Origin of the sequence: Paraburkholderia ultramafica (assembly GCF_902859915.1) — a bacterium.
GTDB lineage: Bacteria > Pseudomonadota > Gammaproteobacteria > Burkholderiales > Burkholderiaceae > Paraburkholderia > Paraburkholderia ultramafica.
Window position 1 is genome coordinate 111,643 of sequence record NZ_CADIKK010000020.1, and the last position, 24,205, is coordinate 135,847.

General features: G+C 61.9%; 28 protein-coding genes and 2 pseudogenes. 10 read left to right on the top strand and 20 right to left on the bottom strand.

Annotation, left to right across the window (positions count from 1 at the left end; genetic code table 11):
* Positions 1-26: 26 nt before the first annotated feature.
* From HV744_RS21680 to HV744_RS21705, 6 genes and pseudogenes are all read right to left on the bottom strand, one after another.
* Complete coding sequence (locus HV744_RS21680) at positions 27-788, bottom strand: enoyl-CoA hydratase (RefSeq protein ID WP_175151449.1); 762 nt, start codon at positions 786-788, stop codon at positions 27-29.
* Positions 785-1,951 (bottom strand): CaiB/BaiF CoA transferase family protein, encoded by a 1,167-nt coding sequence (locus HV744_RS21685; protein ID WP_175151450.1) that lies wholly within the window; start codon positions 1,949-1,951, stop codon positions 785-787. Before HV744_RS21685 ends, HV744_RS21680 begins: the two co-directional genes overlap by 4 nt.
* A gap of 46 nt (positions 1,952-1,997) precedes the next feature.
* Positions 1,998-2,291 (bottom strand): hypothetical protein, encoded by a 294-nt coding sequence (locus HV744_RS21690; protein WP_175151451.1) that lies wholly within the window; start codon positions 2,289-2,291, stop codon positions 1,998-2,000.
* Positions 2,292-2,402: 111 nt separating this feature from the next.
* On the bottom strand, positions 2,403-3,293 hold the full coding sequence (locus HV744_RS21695) for a LysR family transcriptional regulator (RefSeq protein ID WP_175151452.1): 891 nt from the start codon (positions 3,291-3,293) through the stop codon (positions 2,403-2,405).
* A 252-nt stretch (positions 3,294-3,545) separates the two neighbouring features.
* Positions 3,546-3,659, bottom strand: a pseudogene (locus HV744_RS21700) (alpha/beta hydrolase); the annotation flags it as partial.
* Positions 3,660-3,813: 154 nt separating this feature from the next.
* Positions 3,814-4,170, bottom strand: coding sequence for a DUF4148 domain-containing protein (locus tag HV744_RS21705; RefSeq protein ID WP_175151453.1), 357 nt, complete (start codon positions 4,168-4,170; stop codon positions 3,814-3,816).
* A gap of 611 nt (positions 4,171-4,781) precedes the next feature.
* Between HV744_RS21705 and HV744_RS21710 the strand changes: the two genes are divergently transcribed.
* Complete coding sequence (locus tag HV744_RS21710) at positions 4,782-5,075, top strand: DUF1330 domain-containing protein (protein WP_175151454.1); 294 nt, start codon at positions 4,782-4,784, stop codon at positions 5,073-5,075.
* Positions 5,076-5,208: 133 nt separating this feature from the next.
* On the opposite strand, the gene HV744_RS21715 is transcribed toward HV744_RS21710, so the two are convergent.
* The 3 genes from HV744_RS21715 to HV744_RS21725 form a co-directional block, all read right to left on the bottom strand.
* The gene (locus HV744_RS21715) at positions 5,209-6,060 is read right to left on the bottom strand and encodes a carbohydrate ABC transporter permease (protein ID WP_175151455.1); all 852 of its coding nucleotides are present in this window, start codon (positions 6,058-6,060) and stop codon (positions 5,209-5,211) included.
* Positions 6,057-6,947 (bottom strand): carbohydrate ABC transporter permease, encoded by an 891-nt coding sequence (locus tag HV744_RS21720; protein WP_175151456.1) that lies wholly within the window; start codon positions 6,945-6,947, stop codon positions 6,057-6,059. The genes HV744_RS21715 and HV744_RS21720 overlap by 4 nt, the downstream gene beginning before the upstream one ends.
* A gap of 167 nt (positions 6,948-7,114) precedes the next feature.
* Positions 7,115-8,347 carry an ABC transporter substrate-binding protein gene (locus tag HV744_RS21725; protein ID WP_175151457.1) on the bottom strand — a complete coding sequence of 411 codons (1,233 nt, stop codon included), beginning with the start codon at positions 8,345-8,347 and terminating at the stop codon, positions 7,115-7,117.
* A 385-nt stretch (positions 8,348-8,732) separates the two neighbouring features.
* Here HV744_RS21725 and HV744_RS21730 point away from each other — a divergent pair, with 385 nt between their 5' ends.
* The 3 genes from HV744_RS21730 to HV744_RS21740 all read left to right on the top strand — a co-directional run bounded on the left by HV744_RS21730 (position 8,733) and on the right by HV744_RS21740 (position 11,641).
* On the top strand, positions 8,733-9,506 hold the full coding sequence (locus tag HV744_RS21730; protein WP_175151458.1) for an SDR family oxidoreductase: 774 nt from the start codon (positions 8,733-8,735) through the stop codon (positions 9,504-9,506).
* 95 nt (positions 9,507-9,601) lie between these two features.
* Entirely contained in the window at positions 9,602-10,684 is a 1,083-nt protein-coding gene (locus tag HV744_RS21735; RefSeq protein ID WP_175151459.1) for an ABC transporter ATP-binding protein, read from the top strand.
* A gap of 93 nt (positions 10,685-10,777) precedes the next feature.
* Positions 10,778-11,641 carry a MurR/RpiR family transcriptional regulator gene (locus HV744_RS21740; protein ID WP_175151460.1) on the top strand — a complete coding sequence of 288 codons (864 nt, stop codon included), beginning with the start codon at positions 10,778-10,780 and terminating at the stop codon, positions 11,639-11,641.
* Between the two features lie 40 nt (positions 11,642-11,681).
* On the opposite strand, the gene HV744_RS21745 is transcribed toward HV744_RS21740, so the two are convergent.
* On the bottom strand, positions 11,682-12,605 hold the full coding sequence (locus tag HV744_RS21745) for an IclR family transcriptional regulator (RefSeq protein WP_175151461.1): 924 nt from the start codon (positions 12,603-12,605) through the stop codon (positions 11,682-11,684).
* The gene (locus tag HV744_RS21750) at positions 12,602-13,459 is read right to left on the bottom strand and encodes an IclR family transcriptional regulator (protein ID WP_175151462.1); all 858 of its coding nucleotides are present in this window, start codon (positions 13,457-13,459) and stop codon (positions 12,602-12,604) included. Before HV744_RS21750 ends, HV744_RS21745 begins: the two co-directional genes overlap by 4 nt.
* Positions 13,460-13,723: 264 nt before the next feature.
* Between HV744_RS21750 and HV744_RS21755 the strand changes: the two genes are divergently transcribed.
* The 5 genes and pseudogenes from HV744_RS21755 to HV744_RS21775 all read left to right on the top strand — a co-directional run bounded on the left by HV744_RS21755 (position 13,724) and on the right by HV744_RS21775 (position 18,510).
* Positions 13,724-14,683: an MBL fold metallo-hydrolase gene (locus HV744_RS21755; RefSeq protein ID WP_175151463.1), complete on the top strand. Its 960-nt coding sequence runs from the start codon at positions 13,724-13,726 to the stop codon at positions 14,681-14,683.
* Positions 14,684-14,731: 48 nt separating this feature from the next.
* A complete protein-coding gene (locus HV744_RS21760; RefSeq protein WP_175151464.1) occupies positions 14,732-16,441 on the top strand; it encodes an FAD-dependent oxidoreductase in 1,710 nt (569 codons plus the stop codon).
* Between the two features lie 62 nt (positions 16,442-16,503).
* Positions 16,504-16,728, top strand: a complete 225-nt coding sequence (locus HV744_RS21765; RefSeq protein WP_175151465.1) for a DUF2783 domain-containing protein — start codon at positions 16,504-16,506, stop codon at positions 16,726-16,728.
* Positions 16,729-16,822: 94 nt separating this feature from the next.
* Positions 16,823-17,080 (top strand): annotated as a pseudogene (locus tag HV744_RS21770) (MFS transporter); the annotation flags it as partial.
* A gap of 200 nt (positions 17,081-17,280) precedes the next feature.
* Positions 17,281-18,510: a YbfB/YjiJ family MFS transporter gene (locus HV744_RS21775; RefSeq protein WP_175151466.1), complete on the top strand. Its 1,230-nt coding sequence runs from the start codon at positions 17,281-17,283 to the stop codon at positions 18,508-18,510.
* A 205-nt stretch (positions 18,511-18,715) separates the two neighbouring features.
* On the opposite strand, the gene HV744_RS21780 is transcribed toward HV744_RS21775, so the two are convergent.
* The 9 genes from HV744_RS21780 to HV744_RS21815 form a co-directional block, all read right to left on the bottom strand.
* Entirely contained in the window at positions 18,716-19,633 is a 918-nt protein-coding gene (locus tag HV744_RS21780; protein WP_343056442.1) for a cytochrome P450, read from the bottom strand.
* Between the two features lie 96 nt (positions 19,634-19,729).
* Complete coding sequence (locus HV744_RS38290; protein ID WP_343056443.1) at positions 19,730-19,945, bottom strand: hypothetical protein; 216 nt, start codon at positions 19,943-19,945, stop codon at positions 19,730-19,732.
* 335 nt (positions 19,946-20,280) lie between these two features.
* A complete protein-coding gene (locus tag HV744_RS21785; protein ID WP_175151467.1) occupies positions 20,281-20,760 on the bottom strand; it encodes an MEKHLA domain-containing protein in 480 nt (159 codons plus the stop codon).
* Between the two features lie 82 nt (positions 20,761-20,842).
* A complete protein-coding gene (locus tag HV744_RS21790; protein ID WP_175151468.1) occupies positions 20,843-21,091 on the bottom strand; it encodes a hypothetical protein in 249 nt (82 codons plus the stop codon).
* Positions 21,092-21,114: 23 nt separating this feature from the next.
* Positions 21,115-21,531 (bottom strand): organic hydroperoxide resistance protein, encoded by a 417-nt coding sequence (locus tag HV744_RS21795; protein WP_175151469.1) that lies wholly within the window; start codon positions 21,529-21,531, stop codon positions 21,115-21,117.
* 24 nt (positions 21,532-21,555) lie between these two features.
* Positions 21,556-21,843 (bottom strand): hypothetical protein, encoded by a 288-nt coding sequence (locus tag HV744_RS21800; protein ID WP_175151470.1) that lies wholly within the window; start codon positions 21,841-21,843, stop codon positions 21,556-21,558.
* Positions 21,844-21,953: 110 nt separating this feature from the next.
* Entirely contained in the window at positions 21,954-22,190 is a 237-nt protein-coding gene (locus tag HV744_RS21805; protein WP_175151471.1) for a DUF4148 domain-containing protein, read from the bottom strand.
* 310 nt (positions 22,191-22,500) lie between these two features.
* A complete protein-coding gene (locus HV744_RS21810; protein ID WP_175151472.1) occupies positions 22,501-23,034 on the bottom strand; it encodes a thioredoxin family protein in 534 nt (177 codons plus the stop codon).
* Between the two features lies 1 nt (position 23,035).
* Entirely contained in the window at positions 23,036-23,752 is a 717-nt protein-coding gene (locus HV744_RS21815; protein WP_175151473.1) for a cytochrome c biogenesis CcdA family protein, read from the bottom strand.
* Between the two features lie 243 nt (positions 23,753-23,995).
* On the opposite strand from HV744_RS21815, the gene HV744_RS21820 reads away from it, so the two are divergent.
* On the top strand, positions 23,996-24,205 hold a 210-nt coding region (locus tag HV744_RS21820), incomplete at its 3' end, for a response regulator (protein WP_175151474.1).

A 24,205-nucleotide genomic window follows, 5' to 3' on the forward strand; every position in this document is an offset into this window, starting at 1 on the left:
TCGTGCGGCACGTCGTTTATTTATTGTTATTTCGACGAACCCGAGGTGAAGGCGATTACGGCGTCCCTGAAACGGGCGCTGCCGTACACCTCTTCGATCAGATCTTCGTCGTCGAGCCGCTGTTCGACGACAATGCGGCGCAGGCTCTCCTTCACCGCCTTCTGTGTGACCGGCGACAGCGCGATGAGCCGTTGTGCGAGCGCATGGGCGGCTTCCCGCAACGTGTCTTGCGGGCAAATGTCGTGGACGTACCCGCATTCCAGCATTTCGGCGGCGCTGAGATAGTCGGCGAGCAGCAGCATCTTCTTGACTCGCGGCACGCCGAGCGCCGCCTGAAGCCGCGCGATGTTGCGCGACGACAGCGTGTTCGAGAGCGTCTTCGCAATCGGTGCACCGAAGCGCGACGCGTCGCTGCAAAGCCGGAAGTCGCAAGCCGTCGCGAGCGCAAGGCCGCCGCCCACGGCCCACCCGTCGATCACGGCGACGGTAGGAAGCGCAATGCGTTCGACCGTATCGATCACGCGTTCGACGAAGGCCTCATAGGCCACGCCATCGCTGCCGTCGCGGAAGTCCTTGAAGTACGCGATGTCGGTGCCGGAAATGAACGACTTGCCGCCCGCGCCGCGAAACAGGATGCAGCGCACGCGGCTGTCGCGTTCACACTGGGCGATCAAGGCCAGCAGCGACTCGTACATCGCGAGCGTCATCGCGTTGTGCCGCTCGGGGCGGTCGATCACGATCTCGGCCTCGCCGGAGGGATGAACCGTGAGTGTGACGGGCTCGCTCATGATGCGGTCCCGTTGATCTCGGCAAAGATCTCGTCGTTGTGCTCGCCGAGTAGCGGTGGATGACGACGCACAGTCTGCGGCGTGCCGAGCATCTTGACCGGAAAGCCGATGTTCTTGACCTTGCCTTCGTTCGGATGGTCGATCTCCATGCACATGCGACGGTGCGTGGCATGCTCGCTTTCGAACGCCTCGGGATAGGACAGGATAGGGCCGGCCGGAATGCCGGTGGCGAGCATCGCATCGACCCAGTCGGCGCTGTCGCGCTTCGCGAATTCCCGCTCCAGGACTTCGATCATCGCCTCGCGATTCTTCAGACGCAGGGAGACGCTTGCATAGTCGGCGTGTTTGACGAGATCCGGCCGTTGCAGCAGTTCGCACAGTTTGGTCCAGAGCTTCTGGTTCGTCGCGCCCATCACGAAGTAGCCGTCTCGCGCTTTCACCGCCTGATAGGGCGCGCTCATCTTGTTGCTGGTGCCGAGCGGCGTCGGCGGTACACCGGTGCCCCAGTACTCCGACATATCCCAGATCGAGAAGGCCATCACCGAATCGAACAGCGACGCGTCGATATGCTGACCCTCGCCGGTTTTCTGCGCGCCGATGTACGCGGACAGCAGGCCATACACCGCGAACAGCGCGCAGCCGATGTCCGCCACCGGCACGCCTGCCTTGACGGGCTTTTCGCCTTTGTGGCCGGTCACGCTCATTACGCCGGACATCGCCTGCGCCATCAGATCGAAGCCTGGCCGCGAGGCCCACGGCCCGCTTTGTCCGAAGCCGGAAATGCTGACGTAGACGATCTTCGGATTGATCTCCTTGATCGATTCATAGTCGATGCCCAACCGTTGCACCACGCCCGGACGGTAGTTTTCGACGATCACGTCGGCGGTCTTCGCCAGCTTGTAGAAGAACTCGCGCCCTTCGTCGCTCTTGAGGTCGAGCGTCAGCGAGCGCTTGTTGCGGTTCATGTTCAGGAAGCCCATGCTGTCGGGGCCCTTCATCTTGAAGCCCATCGCGCCGCGGGTCTGGTCGCCTTCCAGCGGCTCGACCTTGATGACGTCCGCGCCCAGGTCGGCCAGCAACATGCAGGCGAACGGGCCCGCCATGACCTGGCTGACGTCCAGCACGCGGATGCCTTGCAGCGGCAGATGTTTCGATTCGGTCATATCGAGGTTCCTTGGTGGAGGTGGTGGGGCGAATCGCACGGTCGCGTCACATCACGGCGTGGCGGGCGGCTTGTTGATGTCGAGGCAGCGCGCAAGCGCTGCCTGCCTGGGTGGCGCAATCGCCGGTGAGCATGTTCTGGAGGTTGACGAAGCAGCGCGTGTGGATCAGCGTGCCCGGCACGAGGTCGCACAATAGGGAGCGTTGATTGCTTTTCGACGAAATGCGTCCCGCGATCGCTGTCGACGATCGGTCGGCGTTTGCAAAGCGATTGTTCAAGCACGGAGCGGAAAGCAAACGCGGCGTCTCGGCGGCGGTCGCGCTAAGGTCACGGGGCATCATGCGTCTCCAGCTATTCGTTATGCCCCACTGTCGCCGACTGAAAAGGCCGCCGCAAGAATGGCCCGATCATGTCTGGTTTCGCGAGTCGCGAAACCGGCGAGCGCAGATCGATTACGCTGGTTTGCCGAGCAACGCGGCCACGACATTGCGCAGCGTCTGCTCCTGCGCGTGCCCTTCGACGCAAGAGAGCACATAGCTGCGCTGATGCCAGTCTCCCTGCAACTCGACCGAGGCGAGCGATTTCTCGGGATGGAAACTACGCAGCACGTCAGGCGGCATCAGGCCGACTCCGAGTCCATGGCGCACCATCGCGAACATGGTGTCGAAGCCGCTGACGGTGAAGTTGTCGGGGAACAGTCTTCCGCGGCTGCGGTACGCGCGCTGCACGGCCGATAGCACCGCGGAGCCCTTGCCGAGACTCACGATGGGAAGATCGAGAATGTCGTCGATCCCGAGCGGTCCGTCGCCAAACCGGAAATGCGGGCGGCTATAGACCAGCACCAGCCGGTCGTCCCGGTACGGGGATTTGGCGAGGTCCAGGAAGCCGCTCTTCTTCTCGTAGATGCCCATGTCGATCAGTTTGTCGCGCAGCAGTTGCTGGACGATCTTGCTGTTCTCCTCGACGATCTTCAGCGTGATGCCGGGATACTTGCGCTGGATATCGGCGATCTCGCGAGCAAGAGACTGGATGACGACGGCTTTTGGGGCGCCGATGATAATGCGCCCGTCGAGACCATGATTGAGCGCTTGCGCGTCGCCTTCGAGACGATCGATCAGGTTGTCGATCTGCCGCACATATTGCAGCAGCTTGACGCCTGATTCGGTGATCTCGACACCGTGCGGCACGCGCTTGAACAGCTTGGCACCGAGTTGCTCTTCGAGGTCCGACACGCGCCGCGACGCGGCGGCTACGGCCAAGCTGAGCTTGTCGGCGGCGCGCGAGATGCTGCCTTCCTCGACGATGGCGAGGACCAGCCGGACGGTTGTCGTGTCGAATTTCAAGGGGACTCCAGACTCTATCGTATGGATGGGTGGGGTGGAATGGACGCGGACGGACAGTGCTTGATGTTTGCCAATGATATCGGTGACGCAGCGTGATGTGAGGCGGGCGTCGTGCAGTATGTCGCACGGCCGGCATCAATGATTGTGTATTGATACGCGGACTGCCTCGCAAGTTTGCTTTCGATCCGCGTGGATGGAAGTCTATGCGGCGGCGCTTTGGCTCGCCGCAGCGGACAGGGTAGTGCCCGCATCTCACTGTTCGGCATGCTTCGCCGCGTCCTCGATTACCGCCACAACTTCCTCCGGCCGCGACTGATAGACCGAGTGGCTCGCGCGGGCAATCACCTTCGTGTGACTATGCGCCCGGATGAGAGGGCCGTGGCGACGAGAGGGCAGAAGCTTCATGACGAACTCCGGTATGCGGTTAGGATGTTTTTGATCGGTTCCAGTCGATCAATCATGAACAGGAGGAATCCTGCTCATCTGGGATGTAACGCAGGAATCCGTGTGTGTGCACTGTCTAGCTACCGAAGAAAATATTACAAAAACTCACTGGACCTACGCAATCGGAGTTCATCGGCATCCGCGCATGCGCGCCGGACGAAGCGCTTCCGTTTTGCGGCATGCCGCCGTACGCCGATTGCGTTATTGGCTGAGTACTCTGCGCCTGCGCGGCGATCTTCGCCTCGGCAGCCTGAATATCAGCCGGATAGTTGGTGTCGTCATTGAGCGAGGGATTGTAGCCAGCCTGTTCGACGCGTACCAGATCGGCACGCACTTCAGCGCGAGTCAACGGAGCATTCGATTGTGCGAAGCTCAGAACAGGGGCGGCCAATGTGCCGACGGCGAGAGCGATAGCAACAAGAGCGTTTTTCATGATGGAAACTCCTTTTCTAAACGTGATGAACTGACGGGTGACCGTTGCGATTAACAGTGCGATTCTTAGCTGCCGAAGTACGGTGTGCAGAAGCCGGCAGGGCCGACACACTGTTGCGTTTGAGCATGAGTGCTTTCCTTGGCCGAGGCTTGAGTGACGGCGCCTGCCGATGCAAGGACGATCAACGAGATAATAACTAAAAGTTTCGATTTCATTTGGAAGCCTAAGTAAGTGGTAATTGAAGATGCCTGTGTAAGCGATAAAAATACGTCTTGTCCGCCTGCCGAGACAAACCATTTGCGACTGAAGCGGTGCATGCGCACTTTTTTCGGCGTTCGCGTTGCAGGTGTCCGCGGCCGTTTATGTAGAGGCAAACACGTCAAGCCGCCGCTTATTCCAACTTTTTTTTGCGGTCGAAACTATGACGATGAGTCTTACATTCCGCTGAAATAGGGGACGTACAGGCGACTGACAATCAGGCGGTTTGGATTGGATTGCAGTGTCAGCATCAGTTTTGCTGACTCGCCGTGCCCGGCGGCTTCGGGACACCGTTTCTCTTTGCTACTATGTAGGCCCCGACTGCTTTTGAACCAAAGAACAAGGAGATTCAAATGAGCAAAGGATATTGGGTAACTAGCTATCGCAAGACGAACGACGCAGCGAAGCTGGCCGCGTATGCACAACTCGCCGCGCCCGCTCTGGCGGCTGCCGGCGGCAAGTTCATCGTGCGCGGTGTGGCCGACGAAGCTCGTGAGCAGGGCTTGAAGGAGCGCACCGTCGTGATCGAGTTTGCGACCTACGAACAGGCGGTCGCCGCATACGAAAGCGATGCCTACAAGAAAGCGCTTGAAGCTTTGGGTGACGGCGTCGAGCGCGATCTGCGCATTGTCCGCGGCACTGAGTAACGCGGCGGACGCGGGAGGCAAGCTTTTGGCCGACCGCTTTTCCGTGTAGCGACTGTGCGGAGCCGTCAATAACGAGTTGAACGGACGGCCCACCGCACGGGCAAACCGCCATCGCCAATCGAGCGGCACAAACTCACTTCACCGCCCCCAACGCCAACCCCTTCACCAGATACCTCTGCAACCACGCAAACACGATCGAAACCGGCAGCGTCGCGCAGAGCGTAGCGGCCATCACCAGATGCCACTGGACGACGTATTTCCCCGCGACCATATCCGTCACCTGCACGGTGAGCGTCTTATTCTCCGGCGACCGGATCAACGTATAAACGACGGCAAACTCATTCCACGCATTGATGAACGTAAAGATCGCGGTCACGACGATCGCCGGCACCGCTAGCGGCAAAAACACCTTGAACACAGCCTTGGTCCGCCCACATCCTTCAAGCCACGCCGACTCCTCCAGATCCCGCGGCACCGTCTGAAAGTACGAAGACAGCATCCACACCGCAAACGCGATGTTGAAAGCCGCATAAGAAACGATCACGCCGATCTTCGAATCGACCAGGTTGCCATCGCCGAAAGGAATCATCGCGGCCAGCCGGAACAGGCCGACCACGAGCAGGATCGGCGACAGCATCTGCGTGACGAGCAGAAACTGCCGATACAAACCGCGTCCGCGAAACGGAAAGCGGGCCAGTGCATAAGCGGCCGGCAAGCTCACCGCCAGCGCAAGCATCGTCGACAGCAAGCTGACTATCGTGCTATTGCGCAAGGCCACGCCGAAATTGGCCGCTTCCCACATATCGATGAAATTACGCCACTGCCACTGCACAGGCAGCCAGCGCGCCGGATAGACAAAAATCTCGGAAGCCGGTTTCAATGCGGTAAAGAACATGACCGCGAACGGAAACAGCACCACGACCACCAGCGGCGACAGCGCGAGCCAGCACCACAGCGAGCGCTTCATCCTGGCGTCGAAACTCATAACGCATCTCCTTCTTTCGCGGGCCGCAGGCGCAGATAGGCGATCGAGAAAATGAACAGCATGACAAGCATGATCAGCGAGACCGCCGCGGCTTCGCCGGGACGTCCGAGCCGGAAGCCCAACTCATAGAGGTACGTGACGAGAATGTGCGTGCTGTTGTCGGGGCCGCCTTGCGTCATCACCCAGATGATCGGGAACGAGTTGAACACGTAGATCACGTTCAACAGAATCGTCATGTTGATGAACGGGCGCAGCAGCGGCATGGTCAGCTTGCGAAACTGCTGCCACGCGCTCGCGCCGTCCATTCGCGCCGCTTCGTAGATATCGCCCGGCACCGACGACAATCCGCCCAGCAGTATCGTCACCGTGAAGGGAATCGACACCAGAATGCCGACGCCAATCTCCACCGGAAACGCGAGCTCCGGCGTCGCGAGCCAATGGATCGGACCGCCGATCAAGCCAAGCCGCTGCAACGTGACGTTGACCATGCCGTAGTCGTCGTTGAAGGCCCAGCGCCAGACCACGGCGGTCATCGTCAGCGAGACGGACCACGGCAGCATCACGATCGTGCGCGCCACGCCGCGCCCATGAAAATCCTGATTCAGCACCAGTGCCACCGGCACCGAGATCAACACCGTGCCGCCGACCACGCACACGGTCCAGATGAGCGTGCGCCGGGTCGAAGCGAGAAACACGGGGTCGTTGAAGACCGTATAGAAATTCTGCAGACCGGTGAAATCGCGAATCGCGCCGAAGCGCGAAACATCGTGCAGCGATTGCCACACGATGTTGAAAATCGGATAACTGATGATGAAGAGCGCGAGTATCAGACTCGGCGCAATCAGCAACCAGGGCGCGTGCAAGCGCGAAGAAGCGGAACGGCTCATGCGTGCTCGATCGTAAGACGCGCCCACGCTAATCAGCGGACGCGACGGGATGGGCCGGATAGTGCATCAGGTGCATTACGACCGAAACGCGCGCCGCCTTTGGCAACGGCGGCGCGCGTTCCGTGTTCGGCAAATCTTCAGCAAATCACTACGGACTGACTACGCGATCAATGACCGAGCGACTTGTTCGCTTGCGTGGCCGCCGTGTTCAACGCGTCAGCCGGCTGCGCCTTGCCGAGGTAGACCGACTGCATCGAATCGGTCACGGCCTTCGCGGTGTCTTCCCAGCCCGTCACGGTCGGTGCGAAGTGAGCCGTCGGCAGCAACGCGACGAACGCCTTGGTATCCGGATCGTTGAACGCCGGGTCGGTTGCCTCGGCCTTGGTGGTCGGCAGGAAGCCTTCGGTCGTGGTGAACTCGACGCGCGGTTCCTTCGTGAACAGATAGTCGAGGAACTTCCATGCCGACTTCTTCACTTTCGAGTTCTTGAACATCACGATCGAGTCCGTGACGGCATAGGTGGCGTGCGTCGTGCCCATCGGAATCGGATCGATGCCGTACTTCAGGTTCGGCGCTTCCTTCTTGATCTGCTTGGCGAGGAACGGCGCCGAAATCATCATCGCGACGCGGCCCTGCTTGAACAGGTTCTGCACGTCTTCGCGGCTATAGCCGGTCACGCCCGGTTGCGTCAGACCCTGGTCGATCATCGTCTTGTACAGCGTGGCCGCCTTGATGCCGGCCGGCGAATTGAACGCCGCCTTGCCGTCCTTGCCGACCACGTCGCCGCCGTTGGTCCACAGCGCGTAGTAATAGTAGACGTCGGTTTCGATTTCCTTGCCTTGCAGACCGAAGCCGGCAATGCCCTGCGCCTTCAGTTTCTTCGACGCGTCGATCACGTCGTTCCACGTCTTCGGGCCGTCGGGGTAACCGACCTTCGCGAGCAGGTCCTTGTTGTAGTACAGAGCGCGCGCGGAAGCGGCGATCGGCAGGCCGTAAGTCTTGCCGTTGATTTGACCCGGCGCGAGGAACGGACCGATGAAGCGGCCCTTGAAGTTCGCGTCCATGTAGCCGTCGAGCGGCTCGGCCACGTCGTCCTTCACGAAGTCGAGCAGCCAGCGCGTGCCGACGATCGCGAGGTCGGCGTTGGCGTTACCGGAAATGTCCGTCTGCAGTTTCTGTTGCAGCGTGTCCCAGTTCACGTCTTCGATCTTGATGGTCGTGCCGGGATTGGCCTTCTCGAAGTTGCGGGCCATTTTTTCGAAGTACGGCGCGGTCGCATCGCTGTAGTGGGCGACGGTGACGCGGACCGTGTCGGCGTGAGCCGCGACGGCGATACCTGCAAACGCGAGCGCCACGGCAACTTTGCCGAGCGCGAGGGAAGCACGGGCATGCAACGACATTCTCTCTCTCCTATGTCGAGCGGAGTTGGCGCTTTAGCTGTCGGCCGGAGTTAGTGCTTTAGCACTTACTCCGGGCCCATGCAAAGCTCTTACTCCGGTCCCATCCAACGATGGTGGGGGTGGTCTGCTGCCGTCGCCGGCCGCTTTGGGTTGATTTGTTTGAAAAAATCCTACATGACGCAAAATAGCTTGTCACGTAGGGTCTGCGATATTTTTTCTCGGCCGATTTTGTGCATAAGATGCTGTAAAGCAGGGGTATTCTGCATAACGCGATGTCACGGATACCCAATCTTCGGGATGGCTAGACAACTGTGCCAGTGTCAGATCTGTAGGAAATTTACATGGCAATCCAGCGCTGGCGGCAAGCTTGAGGAGCGAGGCGGACATGAATCGTGTGGTGTTGGTAACGGGCGCTTGCGGCGGCATCGGCAGCGTGTTGTGCAAGCGCTTCGTGGAGCAGGGCGATACGGTGCTGGCGCTCGACATCGATGCGGCCGCGCTGCACGCGTTGACCGCGCACCTCGGCGCGGCGCACGTCACGCCGGTCGCCGTCGATCTCGGCGATTCTGCCGCGGTGCAGCAAGCGGTGGCCGATGCGGTCAAGACGCGCGGTCCGGTCGACGTGCTGGTCGCGAACGCCGGCGCGGCGCTCGGTCTGACGCTCGCCACGACCGACGCCGCGAGCTGGCAGCGCGATATCCATCTGAATCTGAACGGCACGTATCACACAGTGGAAGCGGTGCGTGCGTCGATGATCGAAAGGCAGCGCGGCGCGTTGGTGCTGATCGGCTCGGTGAATGGTCTCGCCGCGCTCGGTCATCCGGCGTATAGCGCGGCGAAGGCCGGGCTGATCAGCTACACGAAGGCGCTCGCGATCGAACTGGGCCGCTATGGGATTCGCGCGAACATCGTTTGCCCGGGCACGGTGAAGACGCAGGCGTGGCAGGCGCGCGTCGACAAGAATCCGCAAGTCTTCGAGGATCTGAAGAAGTGGTACCCGTTGCGCGACTTCGCGACGCCCGACGACATCGCCGACGCGGTGCTGTTTCTCGCGTCGCCGATGGCGCGTGTGATCACCGGCGTCGCGTTGCCGGTCGACGGCGGTCTGATGGCCGGCAACCGTCTGATGGCGGAAGAACTGACGCTCGAATCGCTCTGAACCGCTTGATGCAGCAACCAGCAAATTCGGGAAGCCCGCGAGCAGCAGCCGGCCGAGGCAAGCCCGGGTCAACGCAGCAAGACAATGAGGACAGCATGGCAGCAGTGCAACTGAGCGGCATCTTCAAACGCTATGGCGACACGCAAGTGGTCCACGGCATCGATCTCGACATTGACGACGGCGAGTTCGTCGTGCTGGTCGGGCCGTCGGGCTGCGGCAAGAGCACGCTGATGCGGATGGTGGCCGGACTCGAAGAGATCAGCGGCGGCGATCTGATGATCGGCGGCACGCGGGCGAATAGCCTCGCGCCGCAGCAGCGCAATATCTCGATGGTGTTCCAGAGCTACGCGCTCTATCCGCATCTGTCGGTCTACGAAAACATTGCGTTCGGGCCGCGAATTCGTAAGGAATCCTCGGCGAGTTTCAAGCCGCGGATCGAAGCTGCCGCGAAGATGCTGAACCTCGGCGGCTATCTGGACCGGTTGCCACGCGCGTTGTCGGGCGGTCAACGGCAACGCGTGGCGATGGGCCGCGCGGTGGTGCGCGAGCCGTCGCTGTTCCTGTTCGACGAACCGCTGTCGAATCTCGACGCCAAGCTGCGCGTGCAGATGCGCACGGAAATCAAGGCGCTGCATCAGCGGCTGAGGAATACGGTGATCTACGTCACGCACGATCAGATCGAAGCGATGACGATGGCCGACCGGATCGTCGTGATGAACGCGGGACGCATCGAGCAGATCGGTCGTCCGCTGGAGCTTTACGATCATCCGGCGAATCTGTTCGTCGCGAGCTTCCTCGGCTCGCCGTCGATGAATTTCGCCGAAGGCGTGATCGTGAATCGCGCGCAAGGGCAGGGTCTCGCGTTGAAACTTGCGGACGGCAGCGAGATCGTGCTGGAGAGCGTACCGGCAACGGCGAAGGTCGGCGCAAAGGCCACGCTCGGCGTGCGGCCGGAACATATTGAAACCATGGCACAAACGCCGGACGCCGCGATGGAAGTCGAAGTGGTCGAGCCGACTGGCGCGGAGACGCATCTGTACGGAAAAATCGGCGGCGACTCGTGGTGCGTGACGACTCGCCAGCGCTCGAAAGTCGAGCCGGGTCAGCGCGTCACGCTGCGTTTGCCGGCCGAGCATATCCATCTGTTCGATACGGAGAGTGGACGCAGGCTGGTCTGAACCGCGTGTTGCCGCTCGCGGTCGATTCAAGCTGAATCAAGCTGACTGAGGCTGCGAGCGACGCGGATTCATTTAACCCTTAAGGAACACTGGGTGTCCGCACCGAACTTGATTCCTCACATCCGCAGCGCGCTTGCGAGTTTGCGGCCCGCCGAGCGCAAGGTTGCCGAGATGGTGTTGAGCGACGTCGACTTCGCGATGCGCGCGAGCATCACCGAACTCGCGCAGCGCGCGGAGGTGTCCGAGCCTTCCGTCACGCGTTTTTGCCGTGCGATCGGCGCGCACGGGCTGCGCGACTTCAAGATGCAGTTGGCGCAGAGCGTGGCGGGCGGTATGCCGTATGCGTCGACGGCGGTGGCGCGTGACGACGATATGCAGACCTTGATGGACAAGGTCGGCGAGGCGGCGATCGACGGTATTACGCATGCGCGCGGCGCGCTCGACCCGGCGGTGGTCGAGAGTGCGATTGCGGCGTTGTCGAGCGCGGGGCGGGTGTTTTTCTTCGGCGTGGGGTCCGGGTCGGGGCTGGTCGCGCAAGATGCGGCGTTGCGATTTCTGCGGATCGATATTGCGGCGAGCGCGTTTACCGATGGTCATCTACAGCGGCTTTACGCCGGTCTGATGGAACCGGGCGATGTGGCGTTTGCGATTTCGCATTCGGGGCGCAGCGTCGAAGTGAATGAAAGCATTCAGATCGCGAAGGAGCGTGGCGCGACCACGATTGCGTTGACCAATGTCGGGTCACGGCTTGCCTGGCTTGTCGATATTCCGCTGCTGCTGCGCGTGCCGAGTCCCGTCGATCCGAATACACCGGGTGTGTCGCGGCTCGTGCATCTGTGCATCATGGATGCGCTCGCGATTGGTGTCGCGCTTAAAGCCGGTCCCAAGACGCTCGAAAAGATGCGGCATGCGAAGGCGAGGTTGGCGTCGCATGAGCCGGAGGGGACGGCGGAATGATCCGCCGGGAAGCGTCGCGCGAGGGTTGCGCGGTAGTCTGCTAAAGGTCGCTTGCCTCGCCGCACGTCGCCGCGATCCACCCGAATCTGCGCGACAACCTCAACGTCGCCGCGCGCAACGTCTGCGCTGGTTTGCCCGCCGGGTCACTATCGAAGCTGCCGCCCGGTCCCATCAACGCGAGCACGAGGCAGATGCTGCCGGTATGGTCGAGCACCGGCGCAGCCAGAGTATCAATGCCGGGCACGGGCCGGCTCAACGCCGTATCGATGCCGTCCGCGCGAATTTGCGCGAGGCGTTGCGTGTAGGCTTGAGTCGGAGACGCAGGCGCCGCCGCCAATTCGTCGCCGCTTGCAAAGCCTGCTGTCTTATCTTCTGCCGCCGACGCCGTTTCCCCCGCCAAAACCTGCGCCGCCCCCACCCCCGCCAGCCGCAGATGATCCTGCGCCAGCAGACCCACGCGCACATCATCCGCGACGTACGCCGCGAACACCCGGCCAATCGCCGTATTCACCAGCGACATCACCGTACCGACCCGCAAGCTCACATGCAGCGGCCGCGCCGATTCCTCCAGACGCACGACGGTTGGCCCGAGCGGCCCGAGCACCGCCATCGCGACGCTCATCCCCGTCGACGCCGCCAATTCGACCACTTCAGGCTCCGCTTCGCGGGTCGGCGACAAGCGCTGCAAGCCGATCAAACCCAACTCCAGCGCGAGCGGCCCGGCTTCGAAGCAACCCGACGCGTCGCGATTGAGCAGGCCGATTTTCAGCAGACTCACCAGATGCGGAAACGCCTTGGCCGGCGGCATGCCTGCGGCGGCCGCCAGATCGCGCAAGCTCAACGGCCGCGCCGCGGCGACCAGCGCCGTCAGCAACTCACCGGTGCTATCGAGCGACTGGATGCCGCGCTGCGGTTTCGCATCGGCGGCGGCATGGGAAGGAGAGAGGTCGAGAGGATCGGTCATGATGCGGAAGAAGCTGTCAGGGAAGACGCGGCCGCCAGTTCGGCGCCGATGTCGTGGGCCACGGCAAGCAGCGCGCGAGCGATCGAACCGTCGGCGGCGACGTCGATCGCGCCGGTCGAGCCGATCACCGTCAACGCGAGCGACAAACGCCCGTCGCTATCCAGCACCGGCGCGCTCAAACTGCTGATGCCCGGACTCGGCACGTCCACGCTGGACTCCAGGCCGCGCGCACGAATCCCGTTTAACGCGGTTGCGAAGGCGGAGCTTGCGTCAGGCGGCGTCATCGCGCTATTCGCCGCGCCGGACTGATTCGCCCACATCGCGGCCAGCGCCTCGCGCGGCAGAAAAGCGCAAAACACGCGTCCCGTCGATGTGGCCGGCAGCGACATCACCGTCCCCACATGCAAATTGACATGCAGCGGAAACCCCGCGTGTTCATAGCGGACGATCGTCGGCCCCTGCGGCCCGGCAATACAGATCGCGACGCTGAACCCGATCGCTTCGGCCAGCGCCGCGACGCGCGGCACGGCGGCGCGAAACGCCGGCTGGTTTTCGAGGTGCAGCAAACCGAGCCGCAACGAGAGCGGCCCCGGCTCATAACGGCCCGACAGTTCGTCGCGCTTGATCAGACCCAGGCGGCTCAGGCTCACCAGATAAGCATGCGCCTGCCCCGGTGCGATCTGCGCGGCGCTGGCGAGATCGGACAACGCCAGCGGCGCGCGCGCCTGGGCGAGCGCCAGCAACACGCGGCCGCCCACTTCGACGCTCTGAATGCCGCGCTGGGTCTTGCCGCCGTCCGCCGTCTCGTCGCCGCGCGTGCCTTTGCCCGTGGCCGATTTCGCTGCTTTGCTCACACCCGCGCTCGTCCGTAAAAAGGGTCCATGTTAACCGAATGCCCGCGCCATCTCGCTTTCATCTTCGGCGTTCATTAATTTGCGTATAGCGATACATTTCGCTATTGACAAATAAACTGGCAGGGCCATAAGATGTATTCACCCCGACACACCGGCGCAGTTACAGAGTCAAAACGGGGCGAGACAATCCTCCAATACCGTCAGCCTGGCGCACATGCGCGGCCGGCCGTCTCGCCTCACGTCCAACTTTTGAGGGAGACAAGCATGGCAAAGGCATTCGCATCCCAGGCCGACCTGGAAGTCAAGAAAGTCACGTGGACCAAGCTGTCCGACAACGCCTACGCGTACACCGCCGAGGGCGATCCGAACTCGGGCGTGATCATCGGCGACGACGGCGTGCTGATCGTCGACACCACCGCGACGCCGGCCATGGCGCAAGACCTCATCGCCAGGATTCGCAGCGTCACCGACAAGCCGATCAAATACGTCGTGCTGTCGCACTATCACGCGGTGCGCGTGCTCGGCGCCTCGGCGTATTTCGCGGAAGGCGCGCAGCAGGTGATCGCGAGCCGCGGCACCTACGAGATGATCGTCGAGCGCGGCGAAGCGGACATGAAGTCGGAGATCGAACGCTTCCCGCGTCTGTTCGCCGGCGTCGAAACGGTGCCAGGCCTGACGTGGCCGACGCTCGTGTTCGAAAAGGAAATCACGCTGTTCCTCGGCAAGCTCGAAGTGCGCATCGCGCATCTGGGCGCGGGTCACACGAAGGGCGACACGGTGGTGTGGCTGCCGTCGCAGAAGGTGCTGTTCTCGGGCGACCTGGTCGAATACGACGCGGCCTGCTATTGCGGCGACGCGCAGCTCGAACAATGGCCGGCCACGCTCGAAGCATTGCGCGCGCTGCAGGCCGACAAGCTGGTGCCGGGCCGCGGCCCCGCGTTGACCACGCCGGAAGACGTCAACAAGGGTCTCGATTACACGAAAGACTTCGTCACCACGCTGCTGCAACAGGGCCGTGAAGCCGTCGAGCAGAAGCTCGATCTGAAGGCCGCGATGGCGCACACGCGCAAGGCAATGGACCCCAAGTTCGGCCACGTGTTCATCTACGAGCATTGCTTGCCGTTCGACGTCTCGCGTGCTTTCGACGAAGCGAGCGGCATCACGCATCCGCGCATCTGGACCGCGCAACGCGACAAGGAAATGTGGGACGCGCTGCAAGCCTGACAAGAACAGAACATAGCGACGTCGAGCAGAGATGGATGGAGACACAAGATGAGCATCAACTACCAGACGCTGTCGTTCGACTACCAGCCGTGCCGTGAACAGAGCGGGCAGCGCGGCGACGCGCAGGCGGTCTATCCGGTGATCGTGGTCGGCGCAGGGCCGGTGGGCCTCGCCACCGCGATCGATGTTGCGCAGCAGGGCGTGCCGGTCGTGCTGGTCGACGACGATTGTTCGTTGTCCACGGGTTCGCGGGCAATCTGTTTTTCGAAGCGCTCGCTCGATATTTTCGACCGCCTTGGCTGCGGCCAACGCATGGTGGACAAGGGCATCAGCTGGAATGTCGGCAAGGTGTTCCTGAAAGACGAACTGGTGTACACGTTCAATCTGCAACCGGAAGCGGGCCACCACCGGCCCGCGTTCATCAACCTGCAGCAGTACTACGTCGAAGGCTTCCTGCTCGAACGTGCGCAGGAGCTGCCGAATCTCGAGATCCGCTGGAAAAGCAAGGTGGTCGGCGTGCAGCAGAACGGCACGCCCGGCACTTGCGAGGCCGGCGTGACGCTGACGGTCGACACGCCCAACGGGCAGTATCCGTTACGCGGCCGTTATGTGGTCGCCGCCGACGGCTCGCGCAGTCCGATGCGCAATCTGATGGGACTCGACAGCAAGGGCGTGACGTTCAAAGATCGCTTCCTGATCGCCGACGTCAAGATGGAAGCGGAGTTTCCGACCGAGCGCTGGTTCTGGTTCGATCCGCCGTTTCATCCGCATCAATCGGTGTTGCTGCATCGTCAGCCGGACAACGTGTGGCGGATCGATTTCCAGTTGGGATGGGACGCGGATCCCGTGCTGGAAAAAACGCCGGAGCGCGTGATTCCGCGAGTGCGCGCGCTGCTTGGCGCGGACGCGAAGTTCGAGCTGGAATGGGTCAGCGTCTATACGTTTTCGTGTTTGCGGATGGAGCGCTTCCGGCACGGCAACGTGCTGTTCGCGGGCGACTCCGCGCATGGCGTGTCGCCGTTCGGCGCGCGCGGTGCGAATAGCGGCGTGCAGGACGCGGAAAACCTCGCGTGGAAACTGGTGATGGTGCTCGAAGGCAAAGCGTCCGACGCGTTGCTCGACACGTATGCAAGCGAACGCGAATTCGCCGCCGACGAAAACATCCGAAACTCCACCCGCTCCACCGATTTCATTACGCCGAAAAGTCCCGTGAGCCGGGTCTTTCGCGATGCCGTGCTGAAGCTGTCGCGGCATCATCCGTTCGCGCGTCAGTTGACGAATAGCGGGCGACTGTCGGTGCCGGCGGTGTTGCGCGATTCCCCGCTGAATACAGCGGACCGTGACCGCTTCGACGGCGCGATGGTGCCCGGCGCGTCGTGCGTCGATGCGCCGGTGCAGGTGGCCGGTCAACCGGCGTGGCTGCTGCCGCAACTTGGCCAGCAATTTACCGGCGTGTTGTTCTGCGGCGAGCAAGGTATCGATCAGGCGACGCAGGCTGCGCTGGATGCGCTGCGTACTGGGCCGATTCCGTTGAAGCTCGTCGTGGTGACGCGTGGCGAAGCGCAAGCCGCGTCACTCGCCGACATGCGAGTGGTCCACGACACCGAAGGCCTGGCGAGCGCGCGCTACGACGCCGCACACGGCACGTTCTACCTGGTGCGGCCGGACCAGCATGTGTGTGCGCGTTGGCGGCAACTCGATGCGAGCGCTGTCGAGCATGCGTTAAAGCGTGCGCTGTGCATCGAAGGCACGGCCTGAAAATCAGGTAAGGGCCGATGCGGCACGCGCAGCGCATTGGCAAAAAATAGCAGGAGACAGACATGGCACTGAACACGCAACCGAATCTCGACCGCCCCGACGATTTCTACGAGGCACTGATCGACATGCATCGCGATCTGGACGATGCGCAGAGCCAGTCGGCCAATGCGCAACTGATCCTGCTGCTCGCCAACCATATCGGCGATCACGCGACGCTGATCGAAGCGATGCAGCATGCGCGCGAAGGCGCGACCGATGGGCCGGCGCGGAACACCGACGCGTCATAGAACGCGCATGCCGATTCAGCAGAAGACAACCAGGCGGCGCATCAAGACGCCGGACCTAACGGGTCCGTTGGACCCTCACGTTTGGAGATAATCGATGAGCCAATCTTTCGCCCCCGCGCTGGAGCGGGGCGCAGCCGCTGCCGCGCACGACGACCAGCTGTATCGCAAGGTCACGCTACGGATCATTCCGTTTCTGTTTCTCTGCTACGTGGTGTCGTTTCTCGATCGCATCAATATCGGCTTCGCGCAATTGCAGATGAAGCACGACCTCGGCTTCAGCGACGCGATGTACGGTCTCGGCGCGGCGGTCTTCTACGTCGGCTACGTGCTGTGCGAAGTGCCGAAAGACGTGAAGCGGGTCTGAGGATCGAATAGTTTCGACTAGCGTTTGATTGTAGATGCGCGGCGGTGGGCGCGGCATGCCGCCAGACCGCTAATAAACGCAACTAACGGTCTGTCACGCCAGGGCGTCCCCAGATATGATGGCGATTGCCCCATCCGGCCTGACTGCCCCAACCGTCCCGCAGGATTCTTGCCCACTTACGCTAGCCCATGTCGCCTACCTCGCTCGACACCGCACCGACCCCCACATCCACTGAAGCGGCGCAACGCCTGCCCACCTTGATGCTCGCCGCCGCGTTGTCGCTAGGCAGCGCGATCGCGCTGGGGCTCGCGCGCTTCGCGTACGCGCTGCTGTTGCCGTCGATGAAACTCGACCTTGGCTGGAGCTTCGCTCAAGCCGGCGCGATGAACACTGCCAACGCGCTCGGCTATCTGCTCGGCGCGCTGGCTTTCCCGCGACTCGCGCGGCGCTGGTCGGCCGGCGCGTTGTTCGGCGGCGGTTGTGCGGCCACCGCGCTGCTGATGGCCGGCAGCGGACTGCTCGCCGACACGGATTCGCTGCTCGCGTTGCGCGTGATCACCGGCGCGAGCAGCGCGGCGATCTTCATTAGCGGCGGCGTGCTGGCCGCGCGGCTGGCGTCGGCGAGGCCGTACGACGCGGGGCTCGTCCTCGGCCTGTATTACGGCGGCACGGGCTGGGGCATCGTGGCGTCGTCGGTACTGGTGCCGTTGACTATCTTCAACGTCGCGCACGGCTGGCAATTCGCATGGTTTGCGCTGGCGGCCGCGTGCGCCGCATTCGCCGCGGTGGCGATCGGCGCGGCGCGCAGGATCGAAAGCGTGCATGTGAGCGCGGCATCGGCTGCACGCGCGCCCGGCGCGGCCGATGCGCCGCGTTGGCCGCGTTTCAGCGCCGCGCTGACGGGCTACGGATTGTTCGGCGTCGGCTATATCGGCTACATGACGTTCATCGTTGCGCTGCTGCGCAATGCGGGCATGAGCGCCACGGTCGTGACGGGCTTCTATCTGCTGCTCGGAGTGGCGACGGTGGCGTCGGCGCGCGTGTGGTCCGGACTGCTCGATCGCATGCGCGGCGGCCAGGCGCTCGCGGTGCTCAACGCATTGCTCGCCGTGGCGACGCTGCTGCCCGCGCTGTTCACGCAGCCGTGGGTGGCGTTCTTGTCCGGGACGCTGTTCGGGGCGACGTTTCTGTCGGCTGTCGCGTCGACCACGGCATTCGTGCGCCACAATCTGCCTGTGAGTCACTGGGCCAAAGGCATCAGCGCTTTCACGATCGTGTTCGCGTTTGGGCAGATCGTCGGGCCGATGGTGATCGGCTGGGTGTCGGATGGAGCCGGTCTGGCGCGCGGACTGGTTTATTCCGCGTTGCTACTCGCGGCCGGCGCGGTGTTGGCCGCTTGCCAGAAGCCGTTGCGGTGAGATGTGAGGCAGTGTTCCGACGTCACTCTCGCGGACGCAACATCTTTGCGGATGTACCCGAAAGCGTGGGACTGCGCGGGGACGTTGCGTTTTTTTCGCCGCGATCCGCTCATGAATGGCCTCGCAATGACGAACGAGCGCGGGGCGCGATAGGAATAAAGCGTGGACATCGGGCTCTCCTTGCCAGTGCGGTTGACTTCACATACTAGTTCGCGGCTATCGCAATCTTCAGCGACTGCACGCCTCGCAGATTATTGCGTCTGTGCCAAACCAGTTGATCGAGATTGACAGGCCGCATATCCGGGAACCGCGCAAGCAGACAGCCGAATGCCGCTTCCATTTCGAGCAGCGCAAGCCGTGCGCCAAGGCAATAGTGAATGCCGCCGCCGAACGACAATGACGGCGCGCCGCTGCCACGATTGAAATCGAGCTGATCCGGATTCGGGAACACGGCCGGATCGCGATTGGCCGCGCCGATCAACATGAACACGATTGTTCCGGGCGTAAGGGTCATGTCATCGATGACTACTTCCTCGAGCGCCGTGCGTACGACCATCTGCACCGAGCCGTCATAGCGCATGCACTCCCCGACGGCCTGCGGGATCAAGGCGGGGTCGTGTTTCAACTGGTCGAGGCGAGCCGGTTGACGGAAAAGTGCCACCATCGCATTGCCGATCATGTTCGACGTAGTCTCGTGGCCGGCCATAAACAGCAAGATCGAGTTCGAGACGATCTCGTCGTCGCTCAGCGTCGCGCCGTCGTCATCGACGCCGACAAGCGCGGAAATGAGGTCGTCGCCCGGAGTGATGCGCCGTTGCTCGATCACCTTCCTGAAATACCGATCGAGTGTCAACGCCGCGTCGTTTGCTTCGCCGAGCATGCGTTCGTCCAGCGGCTCGAGATCGAACGCCGAGACGAGACAGCTCGCCGCGACGCCGAGTTCGGTGCCATGCGCGGACGGAATATCCAGCAGACGACAAATGATTTCGATGGGCAGCGGCAATGCAAATTCACTGATCAGATCGAATTCGGTTTTTGTGCCGATGCGCTCGACAAGCTCGCCCGCCGTCGCCTCCACGATCTCCCGCAGTTTGCCGATCTGCCTTGCGTTGAAGGCCTTCATCAGAAGCGCTCTCAGTCGCGTATGCGAAGGCGGGTTCATCATCAGGAAAGTGCGGCTCAACGCCTGAAAAACGGGTTGCTGAACTGCATTGTCGCCCTAGCGCGCTCGCACGCTTTGCAGATACGTCTTGCCCATGCGCCGGTCGCGCAGCAATGCGTCGATGATCTCAAAGCGGCCGGTGACGCGCGCGTTAGGGCCAACGGGAAGTAAGGAACCTGCCTGACGCACTTGCTCATATAGCGGGTAAGGATCGGCAAAAAAGGCGGGCGAGGAGAAGTCTGTGAAGTTCATCGTGTAGTGAGGTTCCAGCAAGTCAGTGGACGGTGACGCCCGGTTGAATCAACAACACCTGGCAAGCGCATTCATGCCACTGTACGCGCAACTGATGTGTGGAGAAACCTCGCGATACAGGCCGTGCTCCGGCACCTCGGCGTCGGGCTCGCGTGACGCCCAACCGGACGTGATCGGCCTGGGTTCGATTTACGCCAAGCCGTAAGCTGCCAGCCGGCTGATCGCGCCATTCGCGGCGAAGATCGGCACAGCCCGAATCATTCGGTAATGGCCGTTGAGATCAGCGGTCCAACTCGAATGAAGGACTGGCGTCGTGCTGTTGATACGGCACGACGCCAGTTCGCCATCTGAAGCCTTTATCCGGAAGTCGAAGGAATAAGCGCCGCCTGCCCACAATGCGCGCCCGCGTCGTTGCGCAATTGCCAGACCACCACGTTGTCGATCCAGAAACGCTTGCCCGACTTTGTCACACGCATGCCACGGTACGCGGCGACAAAGCCATCGCGTTCCACCTGTTCCAGGAAGGCTTGACGCTCGTCGCGATCGGTCGCTTCCGCCGACAGTCGCGAAGGCAGCGTTGTCAGCTCGTCCCAAGCGTATTCGAACAACTTCTGCGCCATCAGGTTGCCATACACAAAGACCGGGTCCGCGTCCGTATTGTGCGCGAGCAGACCGAACGGCGCGCTCTCGTAGAGCCAGCGTGGCGCGTCTTCGATTGGCACGTGTTGAGGCACGAGTGGCTTGTCGAGCAGGCGCGAGTAGCTAGTCGACAGCAGTCGAAAGAAGTCGGGATCAGTGCGTAGGGATGCTTCCGTCCCTCGCTGTGCGGCGTCCATCTGCGTGTTCTCCTGGAACGGTTGGGAGTAGGGCGTGTGACCTAAGCCGACGGCAATGTCACGGTGACTATAGCGGATCCTTTCAGGTGTTCGGCCAGAGCCATGCGAACCGGGTGGTTACCGCACCAATGCGCGGATTGCGTTCGGCGTCGGTCGTTGCAAGACGTATTCCGGGAATCAAATTCCGTTCCACGATGAGCGGGATCGATTCAGACTGGCAACGATGATGGTGACCCATCGAATAGCCGGCGCACTCGTCGAGTTGCGCCGGCATGTCTTGCGAAGAGAAAGCGCTATTGCGCCGGGCGCGTGACCATTCAGTCAGCGTCACGCAATAGCGCGAGGCAACGCAGTCTAGATGACTGCAATAACGACGTCGATATTGCCGCGTGTCGCTTTCGAGTACGGACACGTTTGGTGCGCCATCTCTGCCAGGCTCTGCGCGACTTCGCGTTCGACACCAGGCAGGCTGACGTTCAGGCGCGCTTGCAAGAAATAAGCGTCGCCGTTTGTCCCCAGATCGATTTCCGCATCGACAGCGGTGTCAGCGGGGAGCGCGACTTTCATTTTTTTCGCAGCGATGCCCATTGCGCCGATGAAACACGCCGACCAACCGGCCGCCAGCATCTGCTCCGGATTCGTGCCGGCAGCGGGACTGCCCGGAGGGGACAGTTTGACGTCCAGACGACCGTCGGAGCTGCGGGACGCGCCGTCGCGGCCGCCGGTGGTATGGGTCTTACCGGTGTACAGTACTTTTTCGAGTCGGGTCATGATTAATATCCTTGCTTGGCTGATTTAGTGATGCGAGTAGGCGGAAAGCGGCGCGTTCAATACTGCGCGTGCACCCGACTGGGAAGTCGTATCGCGCACGCCGCCCCAGGACTGCGTCGACGCGTCGGCGTTGGCCATGGCCAGTACCTGTTCAGCGCGAACCGTTTGGGCACTTTGGCCGCGTTGCGATGCCGGTGCGCCCGCGAGCGGGTCGTAGTGCGGCGCGGGGCCGTAGCCGCCGCTGGCGAATGCGGGAGATACAACTGCTGCGCTTGCGCAGAGGAGCGCTGCGATGACGAGATGCTTGATCATGATGGAACCTCGAAACAATGCGTTGAAACAGACTGCTCTTTTACGAATGGCCCCGCAGCGGTAGCGTCACGTGGCTCTAGCCGGAATAGAGCAGTCCGCCAGATCGGCGCTCAGCTTCCCTGGTAGAGTTTGTTAAGGGCCGCGAGCTGACCGTCCTTCTGCGCGTGCACCAGTTCCTGACGAACGTCCTGGCGCGTTTTAGCCGTTGCGCTGTTGTGGTCGGGATCCCATTGGTGCGTTTGCTGGGCGTTGTATTGGGCTGCGTTTGCGTCGACCGAAGTGACGGCGTGAGCGGAGGCAGTCGTAGCGAATGCGGCAAAGGCCAATGCGATCATCGATACTTTCATGTCGTTCTCCTGGAACTGGATAAATTGGAAATATCCGTCGGTTTATCTGAAAGTCGCGCCGCATTCGGATTGAGGTTTGCGGCGAAATTTCTATCAGCGTCCGTCGTTGAGGCATTAGAACCGGCTGAGGTATCGGGCTTGTGTCTGGAGAGCGGACTATTGCAATGCTGTGTATCAGTTCGACCGACATATACATTGCGATACAAAGCCGCGACGAACCAGCAGCGGATACGTGGCTGTACAGAAAGAGGGCCGAAGCGATGTGCTGCATCGCCACGGCCCGTCCAAACACATCTGCGCGAATACGGCATTAATCCTTCTGCGCGAGCAGAGCCTGAATCGCCGCTTCCGTCTGCGCGTAGTCGCCTTCACCGAAGTGCGTATAGACAACCTTGCCTTTCTTGTCGATCAGATAGAACGCCGGCCAGTACTGGTTGTTATAGGCGCTCCACGTCGCGTATTGGTTGTCCTGCGCGACCGGGTAGGTGATGCCGAAGCGCTTGAGCGCGGTTTTCACGTTGTCGGTATCGCGCTCGAACGGATATTCGGGGGTGTGGACGCCGACCACCGTCAACCCTTGATCCTTGTATTTCTGGTTCCAGCTTTTCACGTACGGCAGCGTGTTGATGCAGTTGATACAGGTGTAGGTCCAGAAATCGACCAGCACCACCTTGCCCCGCAATTGCTGCAGCGTGATCGGATCGCTGTTGAGCCATTTCGTAATGCCGGTGAATTCCGGCGCAGGTGGACCGTTCTTCAACGGCGCGGCGAGTGCGGCAGTACCGGTGGCGGCCGTGACGGCGAAGGTGGCGGCGACAGCGAGTGTCTTCAGTTGGGAGAGCATGTCAGAGTCCTTTAAAAGAGGGGAAAAGCGCGGCGATCCGGGCATAGACCAGAACGTCGTATTGCAGATAGATCGCGAGTGCGGTCAGCATCACCAGTACGCCGAACACCTGTTGCAGGAGTTGGGCGTGGCGCGCCACCACGCGTACGCGTTGGGTCACGTAATGTCCGCCGTAGATGATCGCCAGCATCGGAATGGCCGCGCCGATCGCATACAAGGTGAGCAGGAGCGCCGACCATCCGAGGTCCTGTGCCTTGACCACCAGCACCAGGATCGAAGCCAGCACGGGCCCGGCGCAGGGTGTCCAGACCGCGCCGAGCGACATGCCGAGCATGAAGCCGCCCGCGTTGCCGCTGCCGGGCTGCACGCCCGGCGCAATCGCGGCGCCGATGCGTTCCAGCGGCGCCTGCAATCGCGCAACGAGCCACTCGTAAGGACGCGGCCACAGCCGCAGCAGGCCCGACAGCGCGAGCAACGCGATGCCGGTATTGCGCAGTGCTTGCTGCGCGACATGCACGGTGCTGGACACCGCGCCCAGCAGCATCGCAAAGGAGGCGAAAGTCAGAATGAAGCCTGCGACAATGAATAGCGGACGCACGCGGCTCGGCCGCTCGACCGAGGTGCCGAGCAGAATCGGCATCACCGGCAGGATGCAGGGGGACGCAATGGTGAGCAGCCCGGCCAGCAAGGCGAGCGGCGTTTCAAAGGTACTGTGCATGATGGACATTCCGTTGGCTGGTATGGCCGTATTGGAACGTCCGCACGTATCTGACTTATGTCGGCGATGCCGCGCAGGTGCAATGTTTTGTGTCCACGGCCGGCCGGGATACACTGCGACACAATTCGCCATACGAGTGAAGCTATAAAGCAGGCATAGCCAGAACAACGGTGCATCCGGTGCGTGATTCGCTGCTTCATACGAACCGGGTGCGGGTGAAACGCCAGGAGAGAAGACGCACTGATGGAAACCACTGACCACGTACTGATCGTCGACGACGACCGCGGGATCCGCGAATTGCTTGCCAGCTACTTCGAGAAGAACGGCATGCGCGTTTCGCTGGCGGCCAACGGGCGTCAGATGCGCGCCGTGCTGGATCAGGGCGCGCCCGATCTGATCGTGCTGGATCTGATGATGCCGGGCGAAGACGGTCTGGTGCTGTGCCGCGAACTG